This window comes from Lentzea albida (assembly GCF_900111005.1).
GTDB lineage: Bacteria > Actinomycetota > Actinomycetes > Mycobacteriales > Pseudonocardiaceae > Lentzea > Lentzea albida.
On sequence record NZ_FOFV01000006.1, the window covers coordinates 172,580 to 190,068 of the forward strand.

Below are 17,489 nucleotides of genomic sequence, written 5' to 3' on the forward strand. Positions count from 1 at the left end.
CGGCGGCGGGCCCCAGGAGGTTCCCGTGTGCTCGCACCGGATTTCGAGGTCCTCGAACCGGCGCGTGCGCAGGTTCCCGGCGCCGTCCCGGCCGCGGTCACCGCGCCGCTAGCGGCCGCGCCGCCGAACTGGAGGACCACCGTGGAACCACTTCCACCAGTAGTGACCGTCGGGCCCGAGGTGCCGCCGAGACGCCGGCCGCCGTGGCTGGCGATCGGCTTCGCCCTCGTCGCGCTGACGGCCGGCGGGATCGGCTTCGGGCTCGGCAGGGCCACCGGCCCCGACCTGTTGCGCTCTGCCGGCACGACCTCGGCCGCGCCGTCCACGTCGTCGTCGCCCGACGTCTTCACGGTCGTCGGGTCCATGACCGTGAACGGCTCCTGCGGTTCAGGCGGCTACAGCGACGTCAGGCTCGGCGGCCAGGTCGAGATCGTCAACCAGGACAACGAGGTCCTCGCGGTCGGCACGCTGCTGGGCGGCGCGCAGTCGTGCACGTTCAACTTCGCCGTGAGCGGCGTTCCCAAGGGAGAGCGGCTCTACGGCGCGAAGATCGGCAACGCCAACCGCGGCGTCATCTGGAAGACCCAGCAGGCGGCCGAGGCCGAAGGCTTCCACCTGACCCTCGGCTAGGACACCGTGGCCAGGTCGGGCGACGACACGTCGTAGGTCTTGCCCTCCCGTGTGAGCAGCACGAGCAGCACGGCGCCCTTGCGCGGCGTGTCCTCGGAGCTGCCCCACTTCACCACGCGCTCACCGGTCAGGGTCAGCTTCACGTCGGCGCCGGTCGTCGCCGCCACCGACACGACCTCGGGCCGCAGCTTCTCGGGCAGCTCGTTCAGCACGCCGACCACGGCGCGGGTGGCCGGGTCCGAGGACGACGGCAGGGTGAGCACCAGTTCGGGCACGCCCTGCGCCGCCGCCGGCACCACCGCGTAGTCCTTGCCGGTGGAGTCGACGAGGTGGAAGCCGTCGGGCAGCTTCACGGAACCGACCGGACTGCGTTCGGTGAGCAGCAGGCGGACCGTGCCGGGGAGCTGGCGTTCGACCTCCACGGCGGCCACGCGCGGGATGCCCGCGACGCGGTCGTGGATCTCCTGGAGGTCCAGGCGCACCAACGGGGATCCCGCCTCGATCGCCGCCACGGCGCGGACCTCGTCCTCGGTCAGGGCCGTGTTGCCGCGGACGTCGACCTGGCGCACGCCGAGCAACGGCGTGAAGAAGATGCAGTAGACCAACGCCACCACGGACAGCACCGTCAGCAGCGCGACCAGGCGGCGGCGCAGGATGACCCTGCGCCGCGCCCGGTACTCGGCGCTCTTCGGTCTCCGGTTCGCGGGGCGAACTCGCGTGGACCTGCCGCGAACCGGGGCGCTCATGCCTGCTCTTCGGTCGCCAGCGCGCTGACGATCTCGGGGCCGAGCATCGTCACGTCGCCCGCGCCCATGGTCACGACCAGGTCGCCCTCGCGCACGAGCGACGCCACCAGCGACGGCACCCGGTCGAACGACGGCTCGTAGTGCACGGAGGCCGTGACCTGGCCGGCGATCAGCTCACCGGTCACGCCCGGCTCCGGCTCCTCGCGGGCGCCGTAGACGTCGAGCACGACGACCTCGTCCGCGAGGGACAGCGCCGCCGCGAACTCCACAGCGAACGTGCGGGTCCGCGAGTACAGGTGCGGCTGGAACACCACGACGAGACGGCCCGCGCCCGCGACCGGACGCGCGGCACGCAGCTGTGCGTCGACCTCGGTCGGGTGGTGGGCGTAGTCGTCGTACACCGACACGCCACCGCCGCGGCCCTTGAACTCGAACCGCCGCCGCACACCACCGAACGCGGCCAGGCCCTCCAGCAGACCGGTCTGGTCGGCGCCGAGCTCCAGGCCCGCCAGCAGAGCGGCGACGGCGTTCAACGCCATGTGCTCACCCGGCACCGCGACCCGGACCTCGACCGGCACGCCGTCGATCTCGACCGACGCCAGGCCGCCCGACTCGAACGGCTTGTAGTCGACCAGGCGCGCGTCGGCCCCCGAACGCCCGTACTCGCGCACGCGGATGCCGCGCGCACGGGCCTCGGCGATCAGCCGCGCCGCGCCGGGATCGTCCACACAGGACACCAGCACGCCGCCGGGCACGATCCGGTCGAGGAACGAGTCGAACACGGCCGTGTAGGCCTCGACGGTGCCGTGGTGGTCGAGGTGGTCCGCCTCGACGTTCGTCACGACGGCGACGGACGGCGAGAAGAACAGGAACGAGCCGTCGGACTCGTCCGCCTCGGCCACGAACACGCCGCCGGTGCCCTGGTGGGCGTTGGCCCCGGACTCGTTCAGGTCGCCGCCGATGGCGAACGACGGGTCGAGGCGGCAGTGCTGCAACGCGACGGTGAGCATCGACGTGGTCGACGTCTTGCCGTGCGTACCGGCGACGCACACGACGCGATGGTCTTCCATCAGCGCCGCGAGGGCCTCGGCGCGGCGCAGCACGGTGATGCCGCGCTCGAGGGCCGACGCGTACTCCGGGTTCGTGTCCTTGATCGCGGTCGACACCACGACCTCGGTCGGACCACCGGGGAGCTGGTCCAGGTTGGCGGCGTCGTGGCCGACGGCGATCCGCGCGCCCTGGGCGCGCAGGGCCAGCACGGTCCGCGAGTCCTTGGCGTCCGAACCGGACACCTGCACGCCGCGCGCCAGCAGGATGCGGGCGATGCCGCTCATGCCGGCACCACCGATGCCGACGAGGTGAACGCGTTCGAGGCTCACTTCTTGATCACATCCAGAACTGTGCGGGCCAGGACCTCGTCCGCCTCGCGACGGCCGGTGCCGAGCGTCGCCGCGGACATCTGCGCGAGCCGGTTGCGGTCCGCCATCAGCGGCACCACGAGCGACGCGACCTTCTGCGGCGTGAGCTCCTCATCGGGCACGAGGATGCCACCACCGGCGGAGACGACGGGGCCTGCGTTCAGCGCCTGCTCGCCGTTGCCGATGGGCAGCGGCACGAACACCGCGGGCAGGCCGACGGCCGACACCTCGGCGACGGTCATCGCGCCCGAACGGCACAGCACGGCGTCCGCGGCGGCGTACGCGAGGTCCATGCGCTCCAGGTACGGCACCGGCACGTACGGCGGGCGGCCAGGAACCTGTTGCACCGCAATGTTGTTCTTCGGGCCGTACGCGTGCAGCACGCCCACGCCCGCACGGGCGAACTCGGCGGCCACGGGCGCCACGGCCTCGTTGATCGACCGCGCGCCCTGCGAGCCGCCGAACACCAGCAGCACCGGCGCGTGCGGGTCGAGGCCGAAGAACCGGCGGGCCTCGTCGCGCAGCGCCGCGCGGTTCAGCGAGGTGATGGACTGGCGCAGCGGGATGCCGATGATCTGCGCGTCGGTGAGGCCGGAGTCCGGCACCGCCGCGGCGACGTGCTCGGCGAACTTCGCGCCGACCTTGTTCGCGAGACCGGCCTTGGCGTTCGCCTCGTGCACGACGATCGGCACGCGGCCCCGCGCGGCCAGGTACGCGGGCAGCGCCACATAGCCGCCGAAGCCAACGACGACGTCCGCGCCGACGCGGTCCAGCACCTCGCGGGTCTGCTTCACGGCGCCGCGCACGTTGAGCGGCAGCTTCAGCAGGTCGAGGGTCGGCTTGCGCGGCATCGGCACCGGCGGGATCAGCTCCAGCGGGTACCCGCGCGCCGGGACGATCTTGCTCTCGAGGCCGCGCTCGGTGCCGAGCGCGACGACGCGCGCGTCCGGCCGCAGCCGCATGACCGCGTCGGCCAGCGCCAGTGCCGGCTCGATGTGACCCGCGGTGCCACCACCTGCGACCACGACGCACGGACCACTGGGGGCAGGGTGCCCGGTCAAGACTTCTCCCGAAGGTAGGTGATCGAATTCAGTTCGGTCGCCCGCGACCGCGGGTCGACCGGCCTTGCTCAGAACGGCCCTGTGTGCGCCGCGAATCGCGGCGACGGTACTCCGAAGGCGGAGCGGAGCGTCCAGCCATACGACGTTCGTCCACCACCGGAAGTTGCTGCGTCCGTGAACGCCCTGGTGCGCGCGGCGGTGTGGAGGGGCGGACGGGCTTGCGCTTCGAAGGCACCCGGTACGCCTCGGGCGCGGGCAGCCGCAGCAGGCCGCCGACCCGGCCGGGACCGAGCGACCGCAGCGCCGACACGGCTTCCGGCTCGTGCCGCGCGCAGTTCGCGAGGATGCCGAACACCACCATGGTGATCACGACCGAGGTGCCGCCGGAGGAGATCAGGGGCAGCGTGAGACCCGTGACGGGCAGCAGCCGCACGACGTAGCCGATGTTGATCGCGGCCTGCGCGACCAGCCACACCGTCAGCGTCGCGGACACGATCCGGATCCACGGGTCGGTGTTGCGCGACGCGATCCGCAGGCCCACCCACGCGAGCCCGCCGAACAGCGCCAGCACCAGCGCGCACCCGACGAACCCGAGCTCCTCGCCGATGACGGCGAAGATGAAGTCCGACTCGACGTTGGGCAGGTACCGCCACTGCGAACTGCCCCGCGCGAGCCCCTTGCCGAACAGGCCGCCGTCGGCGAGCGCGTACATCGCCTGCCGCGCCTGGTGACCGGCGCCTTCCGGATCGGCGTCGGGGTTCAGGAACGTCGTCACGCGCTGCAGCCGGTACGCGGCGCCGATCGCGAGCACGACGGCGCCCGCCACCGCACCGGCGGCGATCACGCCGAACAACCGCATCGGCGCGCCCACGAACCACAGCAGGCTGATCAGCACGACGCCGAGCGTGATCGTGCCGCCGAGGTCGGGCTGCAGCATGACCAGCGCGAACACCAGCATCGCGACCGGCACGACGGGCACCAGCAGGTGCCGGTACTGCGACAGCAGCGCCCTCTTGGTCACCAGGACGTGCGCGCCCCACAGCGCCAGCGCGAGCTTCACGGCCTCGATCGGCTGGAACGACACCGGCCCGACCGTGAACCACGACCGCGCACCACCGCGGACGTCGCCGAGCGGTGTCAGCACCAGCGCCAGCAGCAGCACGCCTATGCCCATCGCGGCCGTCGAGAGGTGCCGGAGCCTGCGCAACGGGAACCGCAGCACCAGCCAGAACAGCACGGCACCGATGCAGACGTAGATCAGCTGCTTCTGGAACACGCTGTACGCGGACACGCCCGAGGCGACCTGGCCGGGCGCCGACGCCGACAGCACCATCACCAGGCCGAGCACGGTGAGCATGCCGAAGATCGCGAGCAGGAGGTGGAAGTCGGCGAGCGGGCGGCCCAGCCACGACGTCAGGCCGGTGCGCAACGAGGCGACGCGGCCCGCGGGACGGCCCTTCCGCTTGCTTCTCGGCTTGTCGGCGACGACGGTCACCAGATCATCGTCTCCTGTGTCAAGCGCTCGAACGGGGATTCCTGGGGCGTGTCGCCCCTTGGAGTCGTGACCGCTGGCCTTCGCCCCGTATTTCGACGGTCAGACGGGTGCATCGTGGTACCGGCCCCGCGCCTTCGTACCGGGTTGTACGGGGGCGCGGGGCCGGTACCACGAGGCGCCCTGCTGAGCGCCGGAAGACGCGGTGGAGGTCGGCGGTCACGACTCCACCACCCTACCGACCACCCGTGAGGTGCCTAACGGCGTCCGTGAACGCCTGCCCGCGGTGCGCGTAGTCGCTGAACATGTCCATCGACGCCGCCGCAGGGGCCAGCAGGACCGTGTCCCCGGACTGCGCGAGCTCCTGCGCCTCGCGCACGACCGCGAGCATCGGGTCCGCGTCACCGGCGAGGTCGAGCACCCGCACCGGCACGTCAGGCGCGTGCTTCGCCAACGCCTCCGCGATCACCGCACGATCCGCACCGATCAGCACGGCACCTCGCAGGCGATGAGCCTCCGTCCGGACCATCTCGTCCACCGAGGCGCCCTTCAAGAGCCCACCGGCGATCCAGACGACGCTGTCGAACGCCCGCAGCGACGCCACCGCCGCGTGCGGGTTCGTCGCCTTCGAGTCGTTGACGTACTTCACGTCGGCGGCGTCCACGGTGACCAGCACGGCGCGGTGCGCGGCCGGTTCGAACGCCTCCAGGCCCTCGCGCACGGCCTCCGACGGCACGCCGTACGCGCGCGCCAGCGCCGTGGCCGCCAGGGCGTCCGCGATGCCGGGAGGGCCTGCCGGGCGGATCTTCGCCACCTCGACCAGCGCCTCGTCGTCGGCGAACGCGCGGTCGACCAGCCAGCCGTCGCGCACGCCGAGCTGTCCGCGCTCCGGCTCGTCGAGGGTGAACCCGACCTTGTCCTTGGCGGGCGCGGCCTCCAGCAGGTCGACGACCCGGTCGTCCTCCAGCCAGCCGATCGCCACCTCACCGGTGAGGACCTGCGCCTTGGCCTGCGCGTAGGCGTCCATGCCGCCGTGCCAGTCGAGGTGGTCCTCGGCGAGGTTCAGCAGCACGCCCGCCTGCGGCCGCACCGACGGCGCCCAGTGCAGCTGGAAGCTCGACAGCTCCACCGCGAGCACCCGGCGACCGGCCAGCAGCGCGTCCACGACGGGCAGGCCGACGTTGCCGCAGGCCACGGCGTCCGCGCCGGCGGCGTGCAGGATCGACTCCAGCATGCCGACCGTCGTGGTCTTGCCGTTCGTACCCGTCACCGCGAGCCACACCGGCGGGTCGGCCAGCTCGGCCGCCATCCGCCAGGCCAGCTCGACCTCGCCGATCACCTCGATGCCCGCCGAGGTGGCGGCGGCGAGCAGTGGGCTCGACGGCTGCCAGCCGGGGCTCGTGACCACCAGCGAGGTGCCGGCCGGGGGTTCCGCCAGACCGGGCACCAGGTCCACGCCTTCGAGCAGGGTCTCGAGCGCCGCCAGTCGTTCCGGCGACGAGTCCGTCACCACGACCTCGGCGCCCGCCGCGAGCAACGCCTCCGCGGCGGACCGGCCGGTCACCCCAGCACCGGCGACGAGCACCTTGGTTCCGGCCAGCTTGGTCATAGCTCTAGAAACCGCCCGTCAGCCACTCGCTGTAGAAGACACCCAGACCGAACATGCAGCAGATGCCCGCCATCAACCAGAACCGGATGATGACCGTGGTCTCCGCCCACCCCGCGAGTTCGAAGTGGTGGTGGAACGGTGCCATGCGGAACAGGCGCCGTCGTGAGGTGCGGAAGACCGCGACCTGCAACGCCACCGACAGGGCCTCGACCACGAACAGACCACCGATGACGATCATCAGCAGCTCGGTGCGGGTCGCGATCGCGAGACCGGCGACGAGGCCGCCGAGCGCGAGCGAACCGGTGTCACCCATGAAGATCTTGGCCGGGGCCGCGTTCCACCAGAGGAAGCCGATGCAGCCCGCCATCGCGGCCGCGGCGATCACCGCGAGGTCCAGCGGGTCGCGCACGTCGTAGCAACCGGCCACGGCGTAGCTCGAGCAGTTGTAGCGGAACTGCCAGAACGAGATCACGACGTACGTGCCGAACACCATCGCCGACGAACCACCGGCGAGGCCGTCGAGGCCGTCGGTGAGGTTCACGGCGTTCGACCAGGCGGCCACCATGCCGTAGCAGAAGACGATGAACCCGATGGTGCCGAACGAGACCACGGTGATGTCGCGGACGAACGACAGGTTGACCGACGCGGGCGTCAGGCCGTCCTTGTTCGGGAACTGCAGCACGAGGATCGCGAACGTGATGGTCGCGATGAACTGGCCGACCAGCTTCGCCGTCTTGTTCAGGCCCAGGTTGCGGGCCTTGCGGATCTTGATGAAGTCGTCGAGGAAGCCGACGAGGCCGAGCGACGTCGTCAGCATGAGCACGAGCAGACCGGACGCGGTCGGGGTCTGCCCGGACGCCGAGGCCGACATCGAGTTCACGAGGTGCGTGCCGAGGTAGCCCGCCCACATCGCGACCAGGATGGCGAGACCGCCCATGGTCGGCGTGCCGCGCTTGGTCTTGTGGTGCTGCGGACCGTCCTCGCGGATCTCCTGGCCGAAACCCTGCCGGGAGAAGATCTTGATCAGGTACGGCGTCAGCAGGATCGACACCGCGAGTGCGATCGCAGCCGCGATCAGGATGCTCTTCACTTGGTTCCTGCCTCCAGCAGGGCCTCGGCAATGCGCCACAGGCGATAGGCGTTGGATGCCTTGACCAGCACTACGTCACCGGGCCGGACTTCCCCCTGGAGCAACGCGATGGCCGCGTCGGCGTCCGGCACCCTGACGGATTCGTCTCCCCAAGATCCTTCCAGGTGCGCGCCCTGGTGCATCGCGCGGGCCGCTTCACCGACGACGACCAGCTTGCTGATGTCGAGGCGCACCACCAGGCGGCCGATCTCGTCGTGCTCGCGCACCGCGTCGTCGCCCAGTTCCGCCATCGGGCCGAGGACGGCCCAGCTGCGGCGGGCGGGCGTGGTGGAGCGCGCGATCGACGCGAGCGCCTTGAGCGCCGCCCGCACCGAGTCGGGGTTCGCGTTGTAGGCGTCGTCGATGACCGTCACGCCGTCGGGACGGTCGGTGATGTCCATGCGGTGCGCGGAAACCCGTTCGGCGGCACCGAGTCGCTGCGCCACCTCTTCCGGCGTGGCACCGAGTTCGAGGGCGATGGCGGCGGCGACCAGGGCGTTGCCGACCTGGTGCGTGCCGTTGAGGCCGAGCTTGACCTGCGCGTCGCCCTTCGCCGTCTTCAGCGTGAAGCTCGCACGGGCCTGCTCGTCCAGCACGATGTTCTCGGCGCGGACGTCGGCGTTCGGGTTCTCGCCGACGAGCACGACCTTGGCCTTGGTGCGGCTCGCCATGCCGGCGACCAGCGGGTCGTCGGCGTTGAGGATCGCGACGCCGTCCTCCGGCAGTGCTTCGACGAGCTCGCCCTTGCCCTGCGCGATGCCCTCGCGCGAGCCGAACTCGCTGAGGTGCGCGGTGCCGACGTTGAGCACGGCGCCGAACTTCGGCGGGGCGATCTCGCACAGGTTCGCGATGTGGCCGATGCCGCGCGCGGACAGCTCCAGCACGAGGAACCTGGTGTCCTCGGTGGACCGCAGCGCGGTCCACGGGTGGCCCAGCTCGTTGTTGAACGACTCCGGCGGCGCGATGACGTCCCCGACCGGCCGCAGCACCTGCGCGATGAGGTCCTTCGTGGACGTCTTGCCCGCGGAGCCGGTGATGCCGACGATCGTCAAGTCCTCCAGCCGGTCCGTGACGTGGCGGGCGAGCTTGGCCAGGGCCTCCAGCACCGCGGCGCCCTCGCCGTTCGTGTCGCCGGCGAGCACGTAGGCGTTGGCGTGCCTGGTCTCCACCGGCGGCGCGATCACCGCGGGGGCGTCGACCTCGCGGCCCGCCAGCACCCCGGCCGCGCCCGCCGCCACGGCCTGCGCGGCGAAGTCGTGGCCGTCCACGCGTTCACCGGGTAGCGCCAGGAACAGGCCGCCCCCGGTGATCTTGCGGGTGTCGAACTCGATGGTGCCGGTGACGACCGGGCTCCCATCGGTGGCGTGCAGGCGTCCGCCGACGATCTCAGCGATCTCGGCGAGCGTGAGTGCGATCAACGGTGCGCCTCTCTGATCGCGGCGGTCAGCGTCTCGACGTCCGAGAACGGGTGGATCACGCCGGCGATCTCCTGTCCGGTCTCGTGCCCCTTGCCCGCCACGACGACGACGTCCCCCGGTTGTGCCAGCTCGACGGCCTTCTGGATCGCGAGCCTCCGGTCGCCGATCTCGAGCACCTCGCCCCGGTTCGCGGTGGCGAGGGCCCCTTCGAGCATGGCGGCCCGAATAGAAGACGCGTCTTCGCTCCTCGGGTTGTCATCGGTGATGATCAACACCTCGGCGCGTTCCGCGGCGGCCTCGCCCATCAGCGGCCGCTTCGCCCGGTCGCGGTCGCCACCGCAGCCGAGCACGATGATCACCCGGCCGTCGGTCTTGGCGCGCACGGCGTCCAGCGCGAGCGCGACGGCGGCGGGCTTGTGCGAGTAGTCGACGACGGCGGTGAAGTCCTGGCCCTCGTCGACGCGCTGCATGCGGCCGGGCACCTGGACGTTCTTCAGGCCCTCGGCGATCGCCTCGCCGCTGATGCCCTCGAGGTGCAGGCACGCGATGGCCAGCAGGGCGTTCGCGATGTTGAAGCTGCCGGCGAGCGGCAGGTGGATGCGGAGGTCGCCGTCGGGGCCGTGCGCGGTGAAGGTCTGCTCACCGGTCGCGCTCACCTCGACGTCGCTCGCGGTCCAGTCGGCGTCCTTGGTCGTCGCGACGGTGACGGTGCCGTCCTTGACCAGGCGGGGGCCCCAATCACCGTCGACGCAGACGACCTCCTTGCGCGCGCGGCCGTCGAACAGCTGCGCCTTGACCTGGAAGTACTCCTCCATGTCGGCGTGGAAGTCGAGGTGGTCCTGGCTGAGGTTCGTGAACGCGCCGATCTCGAACTCGGTGGCGGCGACGCGGCCCATGTGCAGCGCGTGGCTCGACACCTCCATCGCCACGTCGGTGACCCCGCGCTCGGCCATGACCGCGAACAGCGCCTGCAGGTCCGGCGCCTCGGGCGTGGTGTGGGAGCTGCCGAGCTGCTCGGTGCCGATGCGGGTGCCGACCGTGCCGATGAGGCCCGTGTGCTTCCCGGCGGCGCGCAGCACCGACTCGATCATGTACGTGGTGGTGGTCTTGCCGGACGTGCCGGTGACACCCCACAGCTTCACCTTCGTCGACGGCCGGCCGTAGACGTGCGCGGCGAGCAGGCCGACGACCTCGCGGGGCCGCGGGTGGATGAGCACGGGCACGTCTTTGAGGGAGTCGCGCGCGGCTCCGGCCTCGTCCGTGAGCACGGCGACGGCACCGTTCTCGATCGCCGTCGCGGCGAAGTCGGCACCGTGGACGTGCGCGCCCGGGAGCGCGGCGTAGAGGTCTCCGGCGACCACGTGCTGAGCACGCAGAGTCACCCCCGTCACCTGGACGTCGGCATGTGCTGGCCTGGTCAGGTGCACGTCGGCGACCGCGGCGAGAGCAGCCACGGAAGCAGGGCGGATGGCGGTGGGGCGGGGCGGGGCGGTCGCGACCTTGCCCTCGAGCTTGGCAGGCACGGGCGAGAGGCTACCGGCCTGCGCGGAGTGGCCGAGCGGCGCGTTGGCGTTCGGGTGATGATCCGCTGTTCTGGGCCGTTCGAGTGGCCTCCCGCGCTGGTGCTCGTGAGCGAGCCCGTCCGGCCGCACAAGTTCCTGCCCGCTTCGTGACTTAGTGCCCTGTGACCACTCGTGCGCGTGCGGTGAGGTGTGAAGCGGCAGGAGGCGGCGATGAGAACTAGCACGGCGGTGGAACCCAGGAGGTTCTCCTTCTGGGCACCGGACTTCAGTCGTTCCGTGACGGTCGGCGTGGACACGTCCGAATCCGCGTACCACGCGTTCGAGTGGGCGGCGCGCCACGCGTGGTCGCTCAGGACGGACCTCCAGGTGTTCCTCGCGGACCCCGGTGACACGACCGTCCAGCGCGTGCTGGAACGGCTTCCCATGCTCACCGCCCACTTCCGTCCGAGCGGGGACGACCCGGTGGCCGCACTGGTGGGGGCGTCGGACTCGAGCGCGACCTTGGTCTTGGGGTGCAAGGGAGAACAGCACCGCGGCCTGGGTCTGGGGTCCCTCGTCCTCCCGGTGTTGCGCCGCGCGCGGTGCGGCGTCGTGGTGGTGCGCGGACGTCCACAGGCGATCCGCGGCGAGCACGGCTGGATCACCGCTGCCGTCGGCGGGTGCGAGGACCCGGTCGTGCTGCGGCGCGCGGTCGAGTTCTGCCGCACCCGCCGAGCGCGGCTGAGGTTGCTGCACGTCCACCTCCCGGCGCAGCACGGCGACGCGGTGCCGCGCGACGAGGCGGCCGTCCGGCGGGCCGTGCTGTTCCTGCGCACCACCGCTCCCGAGCTGACGCCCGAGGTGCTGGTGGAGTCGCGGCACCCGCACGAGGCACTGGCCTCCCTGGACTCCGACCTCGTCGTGGTGGGGCGCGGCGGGCAGCACGACGGGGTCGGACTCGTCACCAGGGCGGCGCTCTACCACGCGTCGTGCCCGGTGCTGGTGGCCCGGCAGGAGCCGATGCAGGCCGACCGGGTGACGCTCTAGCAGGCCTTGCGCAGCACCGTTCCGGTCGTTCCCGGCAGCACCACGTAGGTGACCGGCGCGCCGTGCTCGTTGGTCTGCGTCTCGGCGAGGCGCACGGTCTGCGGTGCGCTTCCGGTCCTGTTGGCGTTCACGATCACCGTGCCGCACTCGAAGTCGCGCTGGTGCACGTTCTTCGCGATCTCGAAGTGCGCTCCGAGCGGTGCGCCGAGGTCCCAGTCGTACTCGGCGCGCCACCGCGACGGGCCGTCGTAGCCGTCGGTCTTCTCGATCTCGGAGATCGCCGCGTGCTCCCCCTTGGCCAGCAGGTACGAGGCGAAGGCGTAGCGGAACGGCTGCTCGGCACCGCTGTGGTGCGGCTGGACCCAGGTGATCTTGCCCTTGGCCTCGTTGGCGGTGATCTGTTCGAGCTGCCTGCTCCAGCCCTGCGGGTACTCGGAGAGCAGGTCGGAGTCCCCGAAGGTCAGCCACCACTCGTCGAAGCCGCCGTCGAGGTGTTCGACGTAGGAGTCCCAGGCGCCTTCGTACAGGCGGGCGTTGGACATGTTCGCGACCGTCTTGAGGCCCGCGTCCACGAACTTCTGCCTCGTGTTGGCGAGCATCGAGCGGTACGCCTCGCGCATCGCCGCGTCGGTCGGGTACGCGGCCGGGCAGACGCCCTCGTGGTAGGTGTCGCAGGCGAACAGGGCGTTGTCCATGAGGACGCCGTCGAAGACCTTCGCCGAGGACGCGACCACGTTGTCGGCCCAGGCGTTCTGGTACGCGGTGTTGCCGACGTCCATCTGCCAGTGGCCCGCGTAGCCGCCGTACTCGAGGCGCCTGCCGGCGGAGTCGGTGAGGAACCAGGACGGGTCGGCCGCGCAGTACCCGACGCCGGTGGGGAGGTCGGCGTCGTCGGTGCCGCCGGAGCAGGCGTAGCTGCGCGTCGAGGAGAGATCTTTGTAGACGAACGTCCGGATCTCCGGGTTCGCCTTTTTCAACTTCGCGGCAAGATCGGTTTCCCAGGCGTTCAGGACGACGTAAGAACGTCGCCGAGCCTCCGTTTCGATCATTACCTCAGAAACGGTCGTGCTGTTCATGTGCAGCCAGTACGACTTCACGTCAGGCCCGTCCTCGGGGAGCTGAGCTGCGGGAACGACGGGCACTCCCAGCAACAGAGCCAAGATCGAATATCCGATGGAACGCACGACGAACCTCACCTCGTTCAACTCTCCGGTTTCGAAGAATTAAACGTGATGAAATGCGTCTCAACACGAAGAAGTTTTCACAGTGAAAACATCGGAATCACGCCTGGGTGTGACGTGCGCCCTTGCGCTTGCGGGACGCGTCACCAAGAATGCGCGCCCCGCCTGCGACGACCTACAGCTGCAGCTGGACGTACGGCGTCTGCTCCGCCGACATCGGCACCTGGAACCGCTGCGTCAGGAAGGTCGCGATGTCGTGGAACACGGGCGCGGCCGACTGGGCGCCGGACGGCGCGTCGAGCATGATGCCGACGACGTAGCGCGGGTTGTCGGCCGGGAGGATGCCGGCGAACGTCGTCCAGTACTCGGACTGGGAGTAGCACTTGCAGTTCTGGTCGATCTGCTGCGCCGTGCCGGTCTTGCCCGCGATCTGGTAGCCGGGGACGGCGGCGGGCTTGCCGGTGCCGTTCTGGTTCGCGTCGCGCGGGTCGGACTGGGTGACCGAGCGGAACATCTCGCGCACGGTCTTGGCCGTCTCCTTGGACACCACCTGAACGCCCTCGGGCCGCTGCTTCTCCGAGCGCGCGCCCTCCTCGCCGATCTCGGCGCGGACCAGCCGCGGCGGGATGCGCAGGCCGTCGTTCGCGATGGCCTGGTACATGCCGGTCATCTGCAGCAACGTCATCGAGAGGCCCTGGCCGATCGGCAGGTTGCCGAACGTCGAGCCGGACCACTGGTTGAGCGGCGGCACCAGACCCGACTCCTCGGCGGGCACACCGGAGCCGGTGCGGCGGCCGAGGCCGAACTTCTGCAGCATCTCGGCGTAGCGCTCGGGACCGACCTGCTGGGCGGCCTCCAGCGTGCCGACGTTGGAGGACTTGGCGAACACGCCGGTGAACGACATCGGCACGGTGCCGTGGTTCCACGCGTCCTTGATGACCCGGTCCGCGACCTTGATCGACCCCGGCACCTGCAGCACGTCGTCCGGCTTGAACAGGCCGTACTCGACGGCGGCCGCGGCCGTGACGATCTTGTTCACGGAGCCGGGCTCGAAGCTGTACGCGACCGCGGTGTTGCGCTTCTGGTCCTCGGAGGCCTTGCCGAAGTCCGTCGGGTCGTACGTCTTGTCGTTGGCCATCGCGACGATCTCGCCGGTGCGGCTGTCCAGCACGACGGCGGAACCGTTCTTGGCGCCGGTCTTCTTCGTGTAGTCGCTGATGATCTTCTGGACCGCGTACTGCGTGTCGATGTCGATCGTCAGCTCGAGGCTCTTGCCCGGCTGCGGCTTCACGAGCTCGCGCTCGGTGTTCGGGATGACGAGGGTGTCGTCGCCCGACATCGTGTCGACCACCCGCCGGCCCGTGCGGCCCGCGAGCACGTTGTCCTGGGCGTTCTCCAGCCCGAGGATGCCCTGCACGGTCGGCGGCTTCTCGTCCTGGCGCCAGTTCGCCGCGCCGATGATGTTCGACGCCAGCTCGCCGTTGGGGTAGATGCGCTTGGAGCGGTACTCCGAGCCGATCTCCGTCGGGAACTTCTCGACGATCTTCGCGGCCTTGGCCGGCTCGGCCTCGTTCACGAGGACCTCGTACGAGATGTCCTTGACCAGCTGCTGGTAGATCGTCTCCTCGTCGGTCTTCTCCCCGTTGACCTCGGGGCCGAGCGTCGACGACATGAACTTGGCGATCTCGCGCGCGTGCTCGTCGTAGGTGCCCGGGTACTTCTTCGCGTCCTTCGCGTGGGCTTCGTCCCACGTCTTACGCGCGCGCTGCGGAAGGATGTAGAGCGCGCGCACCTCGATCGAGAACGCGAGCTGGTTGCCGTTGCGGTCGAGGATCGAGCCGCGCTCGGCGGGGATGTCGATGGGCGTCGTGCGCTGCTTCTGCGCCTGCTCCGACAGCTCCTGCGCCTGGATGCCCTGCACCTGCACGAGCTTGACGCCCGCGATCACGAGCGCGCCGATCAGCAGGACGCGGCCGACGCCGATGCGCAGCCTGCTGTTGCCTCCCAGACGCGCGGCCGGTGCGGGCCCGCGCACCGACAACGGGCGGCGCGGGCCCCTTCCCTGCGGACCCGGCATCAGCCACCCGCCGGAGGGGTCTGACCGGCCGGGGGCTGCTGACCGGCGGGCGGCTGCTGGCCGTCCGGCGGGGTCTGGCCCGCGGGCGGCGCGGGAGTCTCGGATGACGGAGGAGGCGGAGGCGTCGACTTGGTCGGCGCGCTCGGCTTGCCGAACTCCTCGATCGTGCCGTCCGGGTTCTGCCGCAGCCGTGCCGGGTTCGACGGCTGGACCAGGCCCATCTCCCCCGCGCGGCGCGCGAGGTCGGTCGGCGACTCGAGCAACGCCACCTCGCGGCGCAGTTGCTCCATCTGCAGCGTCAGCTTTTCGGCCTCGGCGCGCGCCTCCTGCAGCCGGTAGGTGTCGGCGGCGGCCTGGGTGGAGAAGTACATGATCCCGGCGACGCCCGCGCCCAGCACGAGCATCACGAGCACGACGAACGGGGCCTTGGAGACGACCTTCTGCTGCGGGCTCGCGGAGCCGCCGCGCAGGTTCGACGCGCGCTGGGCCCGCCGGGCGTAGGCGCGCTCGGCCCCGGCGGTCCGCCGCCGGGCCCTGTCCTTCTCCTCGGCCTTCTTCTTCGTGGAGCCGTCGCGGGGCGACGGCCCGCCGACCCGTGCGGGTGCCGTCATCTCGGGTCTCCGATCCGCTCCGCCGCCCGCAGGCGCACCGGCGCCGCACGCGGGTTGTCCTCGATCTCCTGCTCGTTCGCGAGTTCGGCGCCCTTGGTGAGCAGCTTGATCTCGGGCCCGTGGCCCGGCAGCTCGACCGGCAGGCCCGGCGGGGTCTTCGACTTCGCGAGCTCCGCGAACGCCTGCTTCACCATCCGGTCCTCGAGGGACTGGTAGGACTCCACGACGATCCGGCCGCCCACGCCCAGCACGCCGAGCGCCGCGGGCAGTGCGAGCCGCAACGACTCCAGCTCGCCGTTGACCTCGATCCGCAGCGCCTGGAACGTGCGCTTCGCCGGGTGCCCGCCGGTGCGCCGCGAAGCCGCGGGCACGACGGCGTAGAGCAGCTCGACGAGCCGGCCGGAGTTCGTGAACGGCTCCTTCTCGCGCTCCTTGAGCACCGCGGAGGCGATCTTGCCCGCGAACCGCTCCTCGCCGTAGGTCGAGAGGATCCGCGCGAGGTCGCCGTGCGAGTACGTGTTGAGCACGTCCGCCGCCGTCATGCCGCTGCCCTTGGACATCCGCATGTCGAGCGGGGCGTCCTTCGAGTACGCGAACCCGCGCTCCTCCTCGTCCAGCTGCAACGAGGACACGCCGAGGTCCATCAGCACACCGTCCACACGGGAGTACCCGAGGTCCTCCACGGCCTCGTCGATGTGGTCGTACGTGACGTTGACGAGGTGGACCCGGTCACCGTGGCGCGCCAGGCGCTCGCCGGCCATCTCGATGGCCTGCGGGTCGCGGTCGAGCCCGATGAGGGTGAGTTCGGGGTGCGCGCTCAGCAGCGCGTCGGAGTGGCCGCCCATGCCGAGGGTCGTGTCGACAACGATGGCAGGCTTGCCGTGCAGCGCCGGAGCGAAGAGTTCCAGGACGCGGTCCAGCAGCACCGGAACGTGCCGCGGCTGATCCATCGTCCCTCTACTCCCCTTAATGCGCGTTTCGGGTGACGTCAGGTCCCCGCCCGCCCGGCGGACCTGGCGCCGGGGAAGGTGCGCCAGGGCCGATAGTCGAGCGGACCGAGGCCTCACGGCACCCGAATCGCGTGTGGAACATCCGGCCTGTTGCTCGGCTGACCGCCATCAGAAGACGCCCGGTATGACCTCCTCGCGAGCCGTGGCGTAGCCGTCCTCGTGCTCTTCGAGATAGGTCTGCCAGGCCGCCGCGTCCCAGATCTCCATCCTGGTGAACGCGCCGACGACCACGCACTCCTTGGTCAGCCCGGCATACCGGCGCAGTTCCGGTGCGATCAGAACGCGGCCCTGACCGTCCGGACGCTGCTCGTCCGTACCTGCGAACAGATACCGCTGGTAGGCGCGTACGGCGTCGTTGGTGAACGGCGCCTCGGCGACCTTCCTCGCCATCTGCTCGAACTCGGCCCGGGGGAACACGTACAGGCAGTGGTCCTGGCCCTTGGTGACCATGAGACCTCCCGCCAGTTCGTCCCGGAACTTCGCAGGCAGTGTCAGCCGACCTTTGTCGTCCAGGCGCGGGTAGTGCGTGCCGAGGAACATTCGGCATACACCTCCCTT

At 70.7% G+C, this 17,489-nt stretch carries 15 protein-coding genes; 2 read left to right on the forward strand and 13 right to left on the reverse strand.

Annotated elements, in window-relative coordinates; translation table 11 throughout:
* Nucleotides 1-27: 27 nt before the first annotated feature.
* Nucleotides 28-630 carry a hypothetical protein gene (locus BMY74_RS17655; RefSeq protein ID WP_143091601.1) on the forward strand — a complete coding sequence of 201 codons (603 nt, stop codon included), beginning with the start codon at nt 28-30 and terminating at the stop codon, nt 628-630.
* On the opposite strand, the gene BMY74_RS17660 is transcribed toward BMY74_RS17655, so the two are convergent.
* From BMY74_RS17660 to BMY74_RS17695, 8 genes are all read right to left on the reverse strand, one after another.
* On the reverse strand, nt 627-1,376 hold the full coding sequence (locus BMY74_RS17660; RefSeq protein ID WP_089917280.1) for a cell division protein FtsQ/DivIB: 750 nt from the start codon (nt 1,374-1,376) through the stop codon (nt 627-629). The genes BMY74_RS17655 and BMY74_RS17660 overlap by 4 nt on opposite strands.
* Complete coding sequence (gene murC, locus BMY74_RS17665) at nt 1,373-2,710, reverse strand: UDP-N-acetylmuramate--L-alanine ligase (protein WP_089917698.1); 1,338 nt, start codon at nt 2,708-2,710, stop codon at nt 1,373-1,375. The genes BMY74_RS17660 and murC overlap by 4 nt, the downstream gene beginning before the upstream one ends.
* Before the next feature lie 41 nt (nt 2,711-2,751).
* Entirely contained in the window at nt 2,752-3,855 is a 1,104-nt protein-coding gene (gene murG, locus BMY74_RS17670) for an undecaprenyldiphospho-muramoylpentapeptide beta-N-acetylglucosaminyltransferase (protein ID WP_177229794.1), read from the reverse strand.
* Between the two features lie 28 nt (nt 3,856-3,883).
* On the reverse strand, nt 3,884-5,350 hold the full coding sequence (ftsW, locus tag BMY74_RS17675; protein ID WP_089917283.1) for a putative lipid II flippase FtsW: 1,467 nt from the start codon (nt 5,348-5,350) through the stop codon (nt 3,884-3,886).
* Between the two features lie 232 nt (nt 5,351-5,582).
* The gene (murD, locus tag BMY74_RS17680) at nt 5,583-6,956 is read right to left on the reverse strand and encodes a UDP-N-acetylmuramoyl-L-alanine--D-glutamate ligase (protein ID WP_089917285.1); all 1,374 of its coding nucleotides are present in this window, start codon (nt 6,954-6,956) and stop codon (nt 5,583-5,585) included.
* A 4-nt stretch (nt 6,957-6,960) separates the two neighbouring features.
* Nucleotides 6,961-8,046, reverse strand: a complete 1,086-nt coding sequence (gene mraY / locus BMY74_RS17685) for a phospho-N-acetylmuramoyl-pentapeptide-transferase (RefSeq protein WP_089917287.1) — start codon at nt 8,044-8,046, stop codon at nt 6,961-6,963.
* Nucleotides 8,043-9,503, reverse strand: coding sequence for a UDP-N-acetylmuramoyl-tripeptide--D-alanyl-D-alanine ligase (locus BMY74_RS17690; RefSeq protein ID WP_089917289.1), 1,461 nt, complete (start codon nt 9,501-9,503; stop codon nt 8,043-8,045). Before BMY74_RS17690 ends, mraY begins: the two co-directional genes overlap by 4 nt.
* Nucleotides 9,500-11,026, reverse strand: a complete 1,527-nt coding sequence (locus BMY74_RS17695; RefSeq protein ID WP_177229795.1) for a UDP-N-acetylmuramoyl-L-alanyl-D-glutamate--2,6-diaminopimelate ligase — start codon at nt 11,024-11,026, stop codon at nt 9,500-9,502. The genes BMY74_RS17690 and BMY74_RS17695 overlap by 4 nt, the downstream gene beginning before the upstream one ends.
* A 210-nt stretch (nt 11,027-11,236) precedes the next feature.
* Between BMY74_RS17695 and BMY74_RS17700 the strand changes: the two genes are divergently transcribed.
* Nucleotides 11,237-12,052, forward strand: coding sequence for a universal stress protein (locus BMY74_RS17700; RefSeq protein ID WP_143091602.1), 816 nt, complete (start codon nt 11,237-11,239; stop codon nt 12,050-12,052).
* Here the strand turns inward: BMY74_RS17700 and BMY74_RS17705 are convergent.
* The 5 genes from BMY74_RS17705 to mraZ all read right to left on the reverse strand — a co-directional run bounded on the left by BMY74_RS17705 (nt 12,049) and on the right by mraZ (nt 17,471).
* Nucleotides 12,049-13,101, reverse strand: a complete 1,053-nt coding sequence (locus tag BMY74_RS17705; RefSeq protein ID WP_177229796.1) for a putative glycoside hydrolase — start codon at nt 13,099-13,101, stop codon at nt 12,049-12,051. The two genes, BMY74_RS17700 and BMY74_RS17705, sit on opposite strands and share 4 nt — an antisense overlap.
* A 307-nt stretch (nt 13,102-13,408) precedes the next feature.
* Nucleotides 13,409-15,310 carry a peptidoglycan D,D-transpeptidase FtsI family protein gene (locus BMY74_RS17710; RefSeq protein WP_089917295.1) on the reverse strand — a complete coding sequence of 634 codons (1,902 nt, stop codon included), beginning with the start codon at nt 15,308-15,310 and terminating at the stop codon, nt 13,409-13,411.
* Nucleotides 15,310-15,921, reverse strand: coding sequence for a cell division protein FtsL (gene ftsL, locus BMY74_RS17715; RefSeq protein WP_089917297.1), 612 nt, complete (start codon nt 15,919-15,921; stop codon nt 15,310-15,312). The genes BMY74_RS17710 and ftsL overlap by 1 nt, the downstream gene beginning before the upstream one ends.
* Nucleotides 15,918-16,871 (reverse strand): 16S rRNA (cytosine(1402)-N(4))-methyltransferase RsmH, encoded by a 954-nt coding sequence (gene rsmH / locus BMY74_RS17720; protein ID WP_089917298.1) that lies wholly within the window; start codon nt 16,869-16,871, stop codon nt 15,918-15,920. Before rsmH ends, ftsL begins: the two co-directional genes overlap by 4 nt.
* A 168-nt stretch (nt 16,872-17,039) precedes the next feature.
* Complete coding sequence (gene mraZ, locus BMY74_RS17725) at nt 17,040-17,471, reverse strand: division/cell wall cluster transcriptional repressor MraZ (protein ID WP_045314249.1); 432 nt, start codon at nt 17,469-17,471, stop codon at nt 17,040-17,042.
* Nucleotides 17,472-17,489: the final 18 nt, after the last annotated feature.

Coding starts and splice junctions, on each gene's coding strand:
- murD (WP_089917285.1), bottom strand. CDS start 6,956: ATGACCAAGCTGGCCGGAACCAAGGTGCTCGTCGCCGGTGCTGGGGTG.
- BMY74_RS17700 (WP_143091602.1), top strand. CDS start 11,237: ATGAGAACTAGCACGGCGGTGGAACCCAGGAGGTTCTCCTTCTGGGCA.
- mraZ (WP_045314249.1), bottom strand. CDS start 17,471: ATGTTCCTCGGCACGCACTACCCGCGCCTGGACGACAAAGGTCGGCTG.
- BMY74_RS17705 (WP_177229796.1), bottom strand. CDS start 13,101: ATGATCGAAACGGAGGCTCGGCGACGTTCTTACGTCGTCCTGAACGCC.
- rsmH (WP_089917298.1), bottom strand. CDS start 16,871: ATGGATCAGCCGCGGCACGTTCCGGTGCTGCTGGACCGCGTCCTGGAA.
- ftsL (WP_089917297.1), bottom strand. CDS start 15,921: ATGACGGCACCCGCACGGGTCGGCGGGCCGTCGCCCCGCGACGGCTCC.
- murC (WP_089917698.1), bottom strand. CDS start 2,710: ATGAGCGGCATCGCCCGCATCCTGCTGGCGCGCGGCGTGCAGGTGTCC.
- BMY74_RS17660 (WP_089917280.1), bottom strand. CDS start 1,376: ATGAGCGCCCCGGTTCGCGGCAGGTCCACGCGAGTTCGCCCCGCGAAC.
- BMY74_RS17710 (WP_089917295.1), bottom strand. CDS start 15,310: ATGCCGGGTCCGCAGGGAAGGGGCCCGCGCCGCCCGTTGTCGGTGCGC.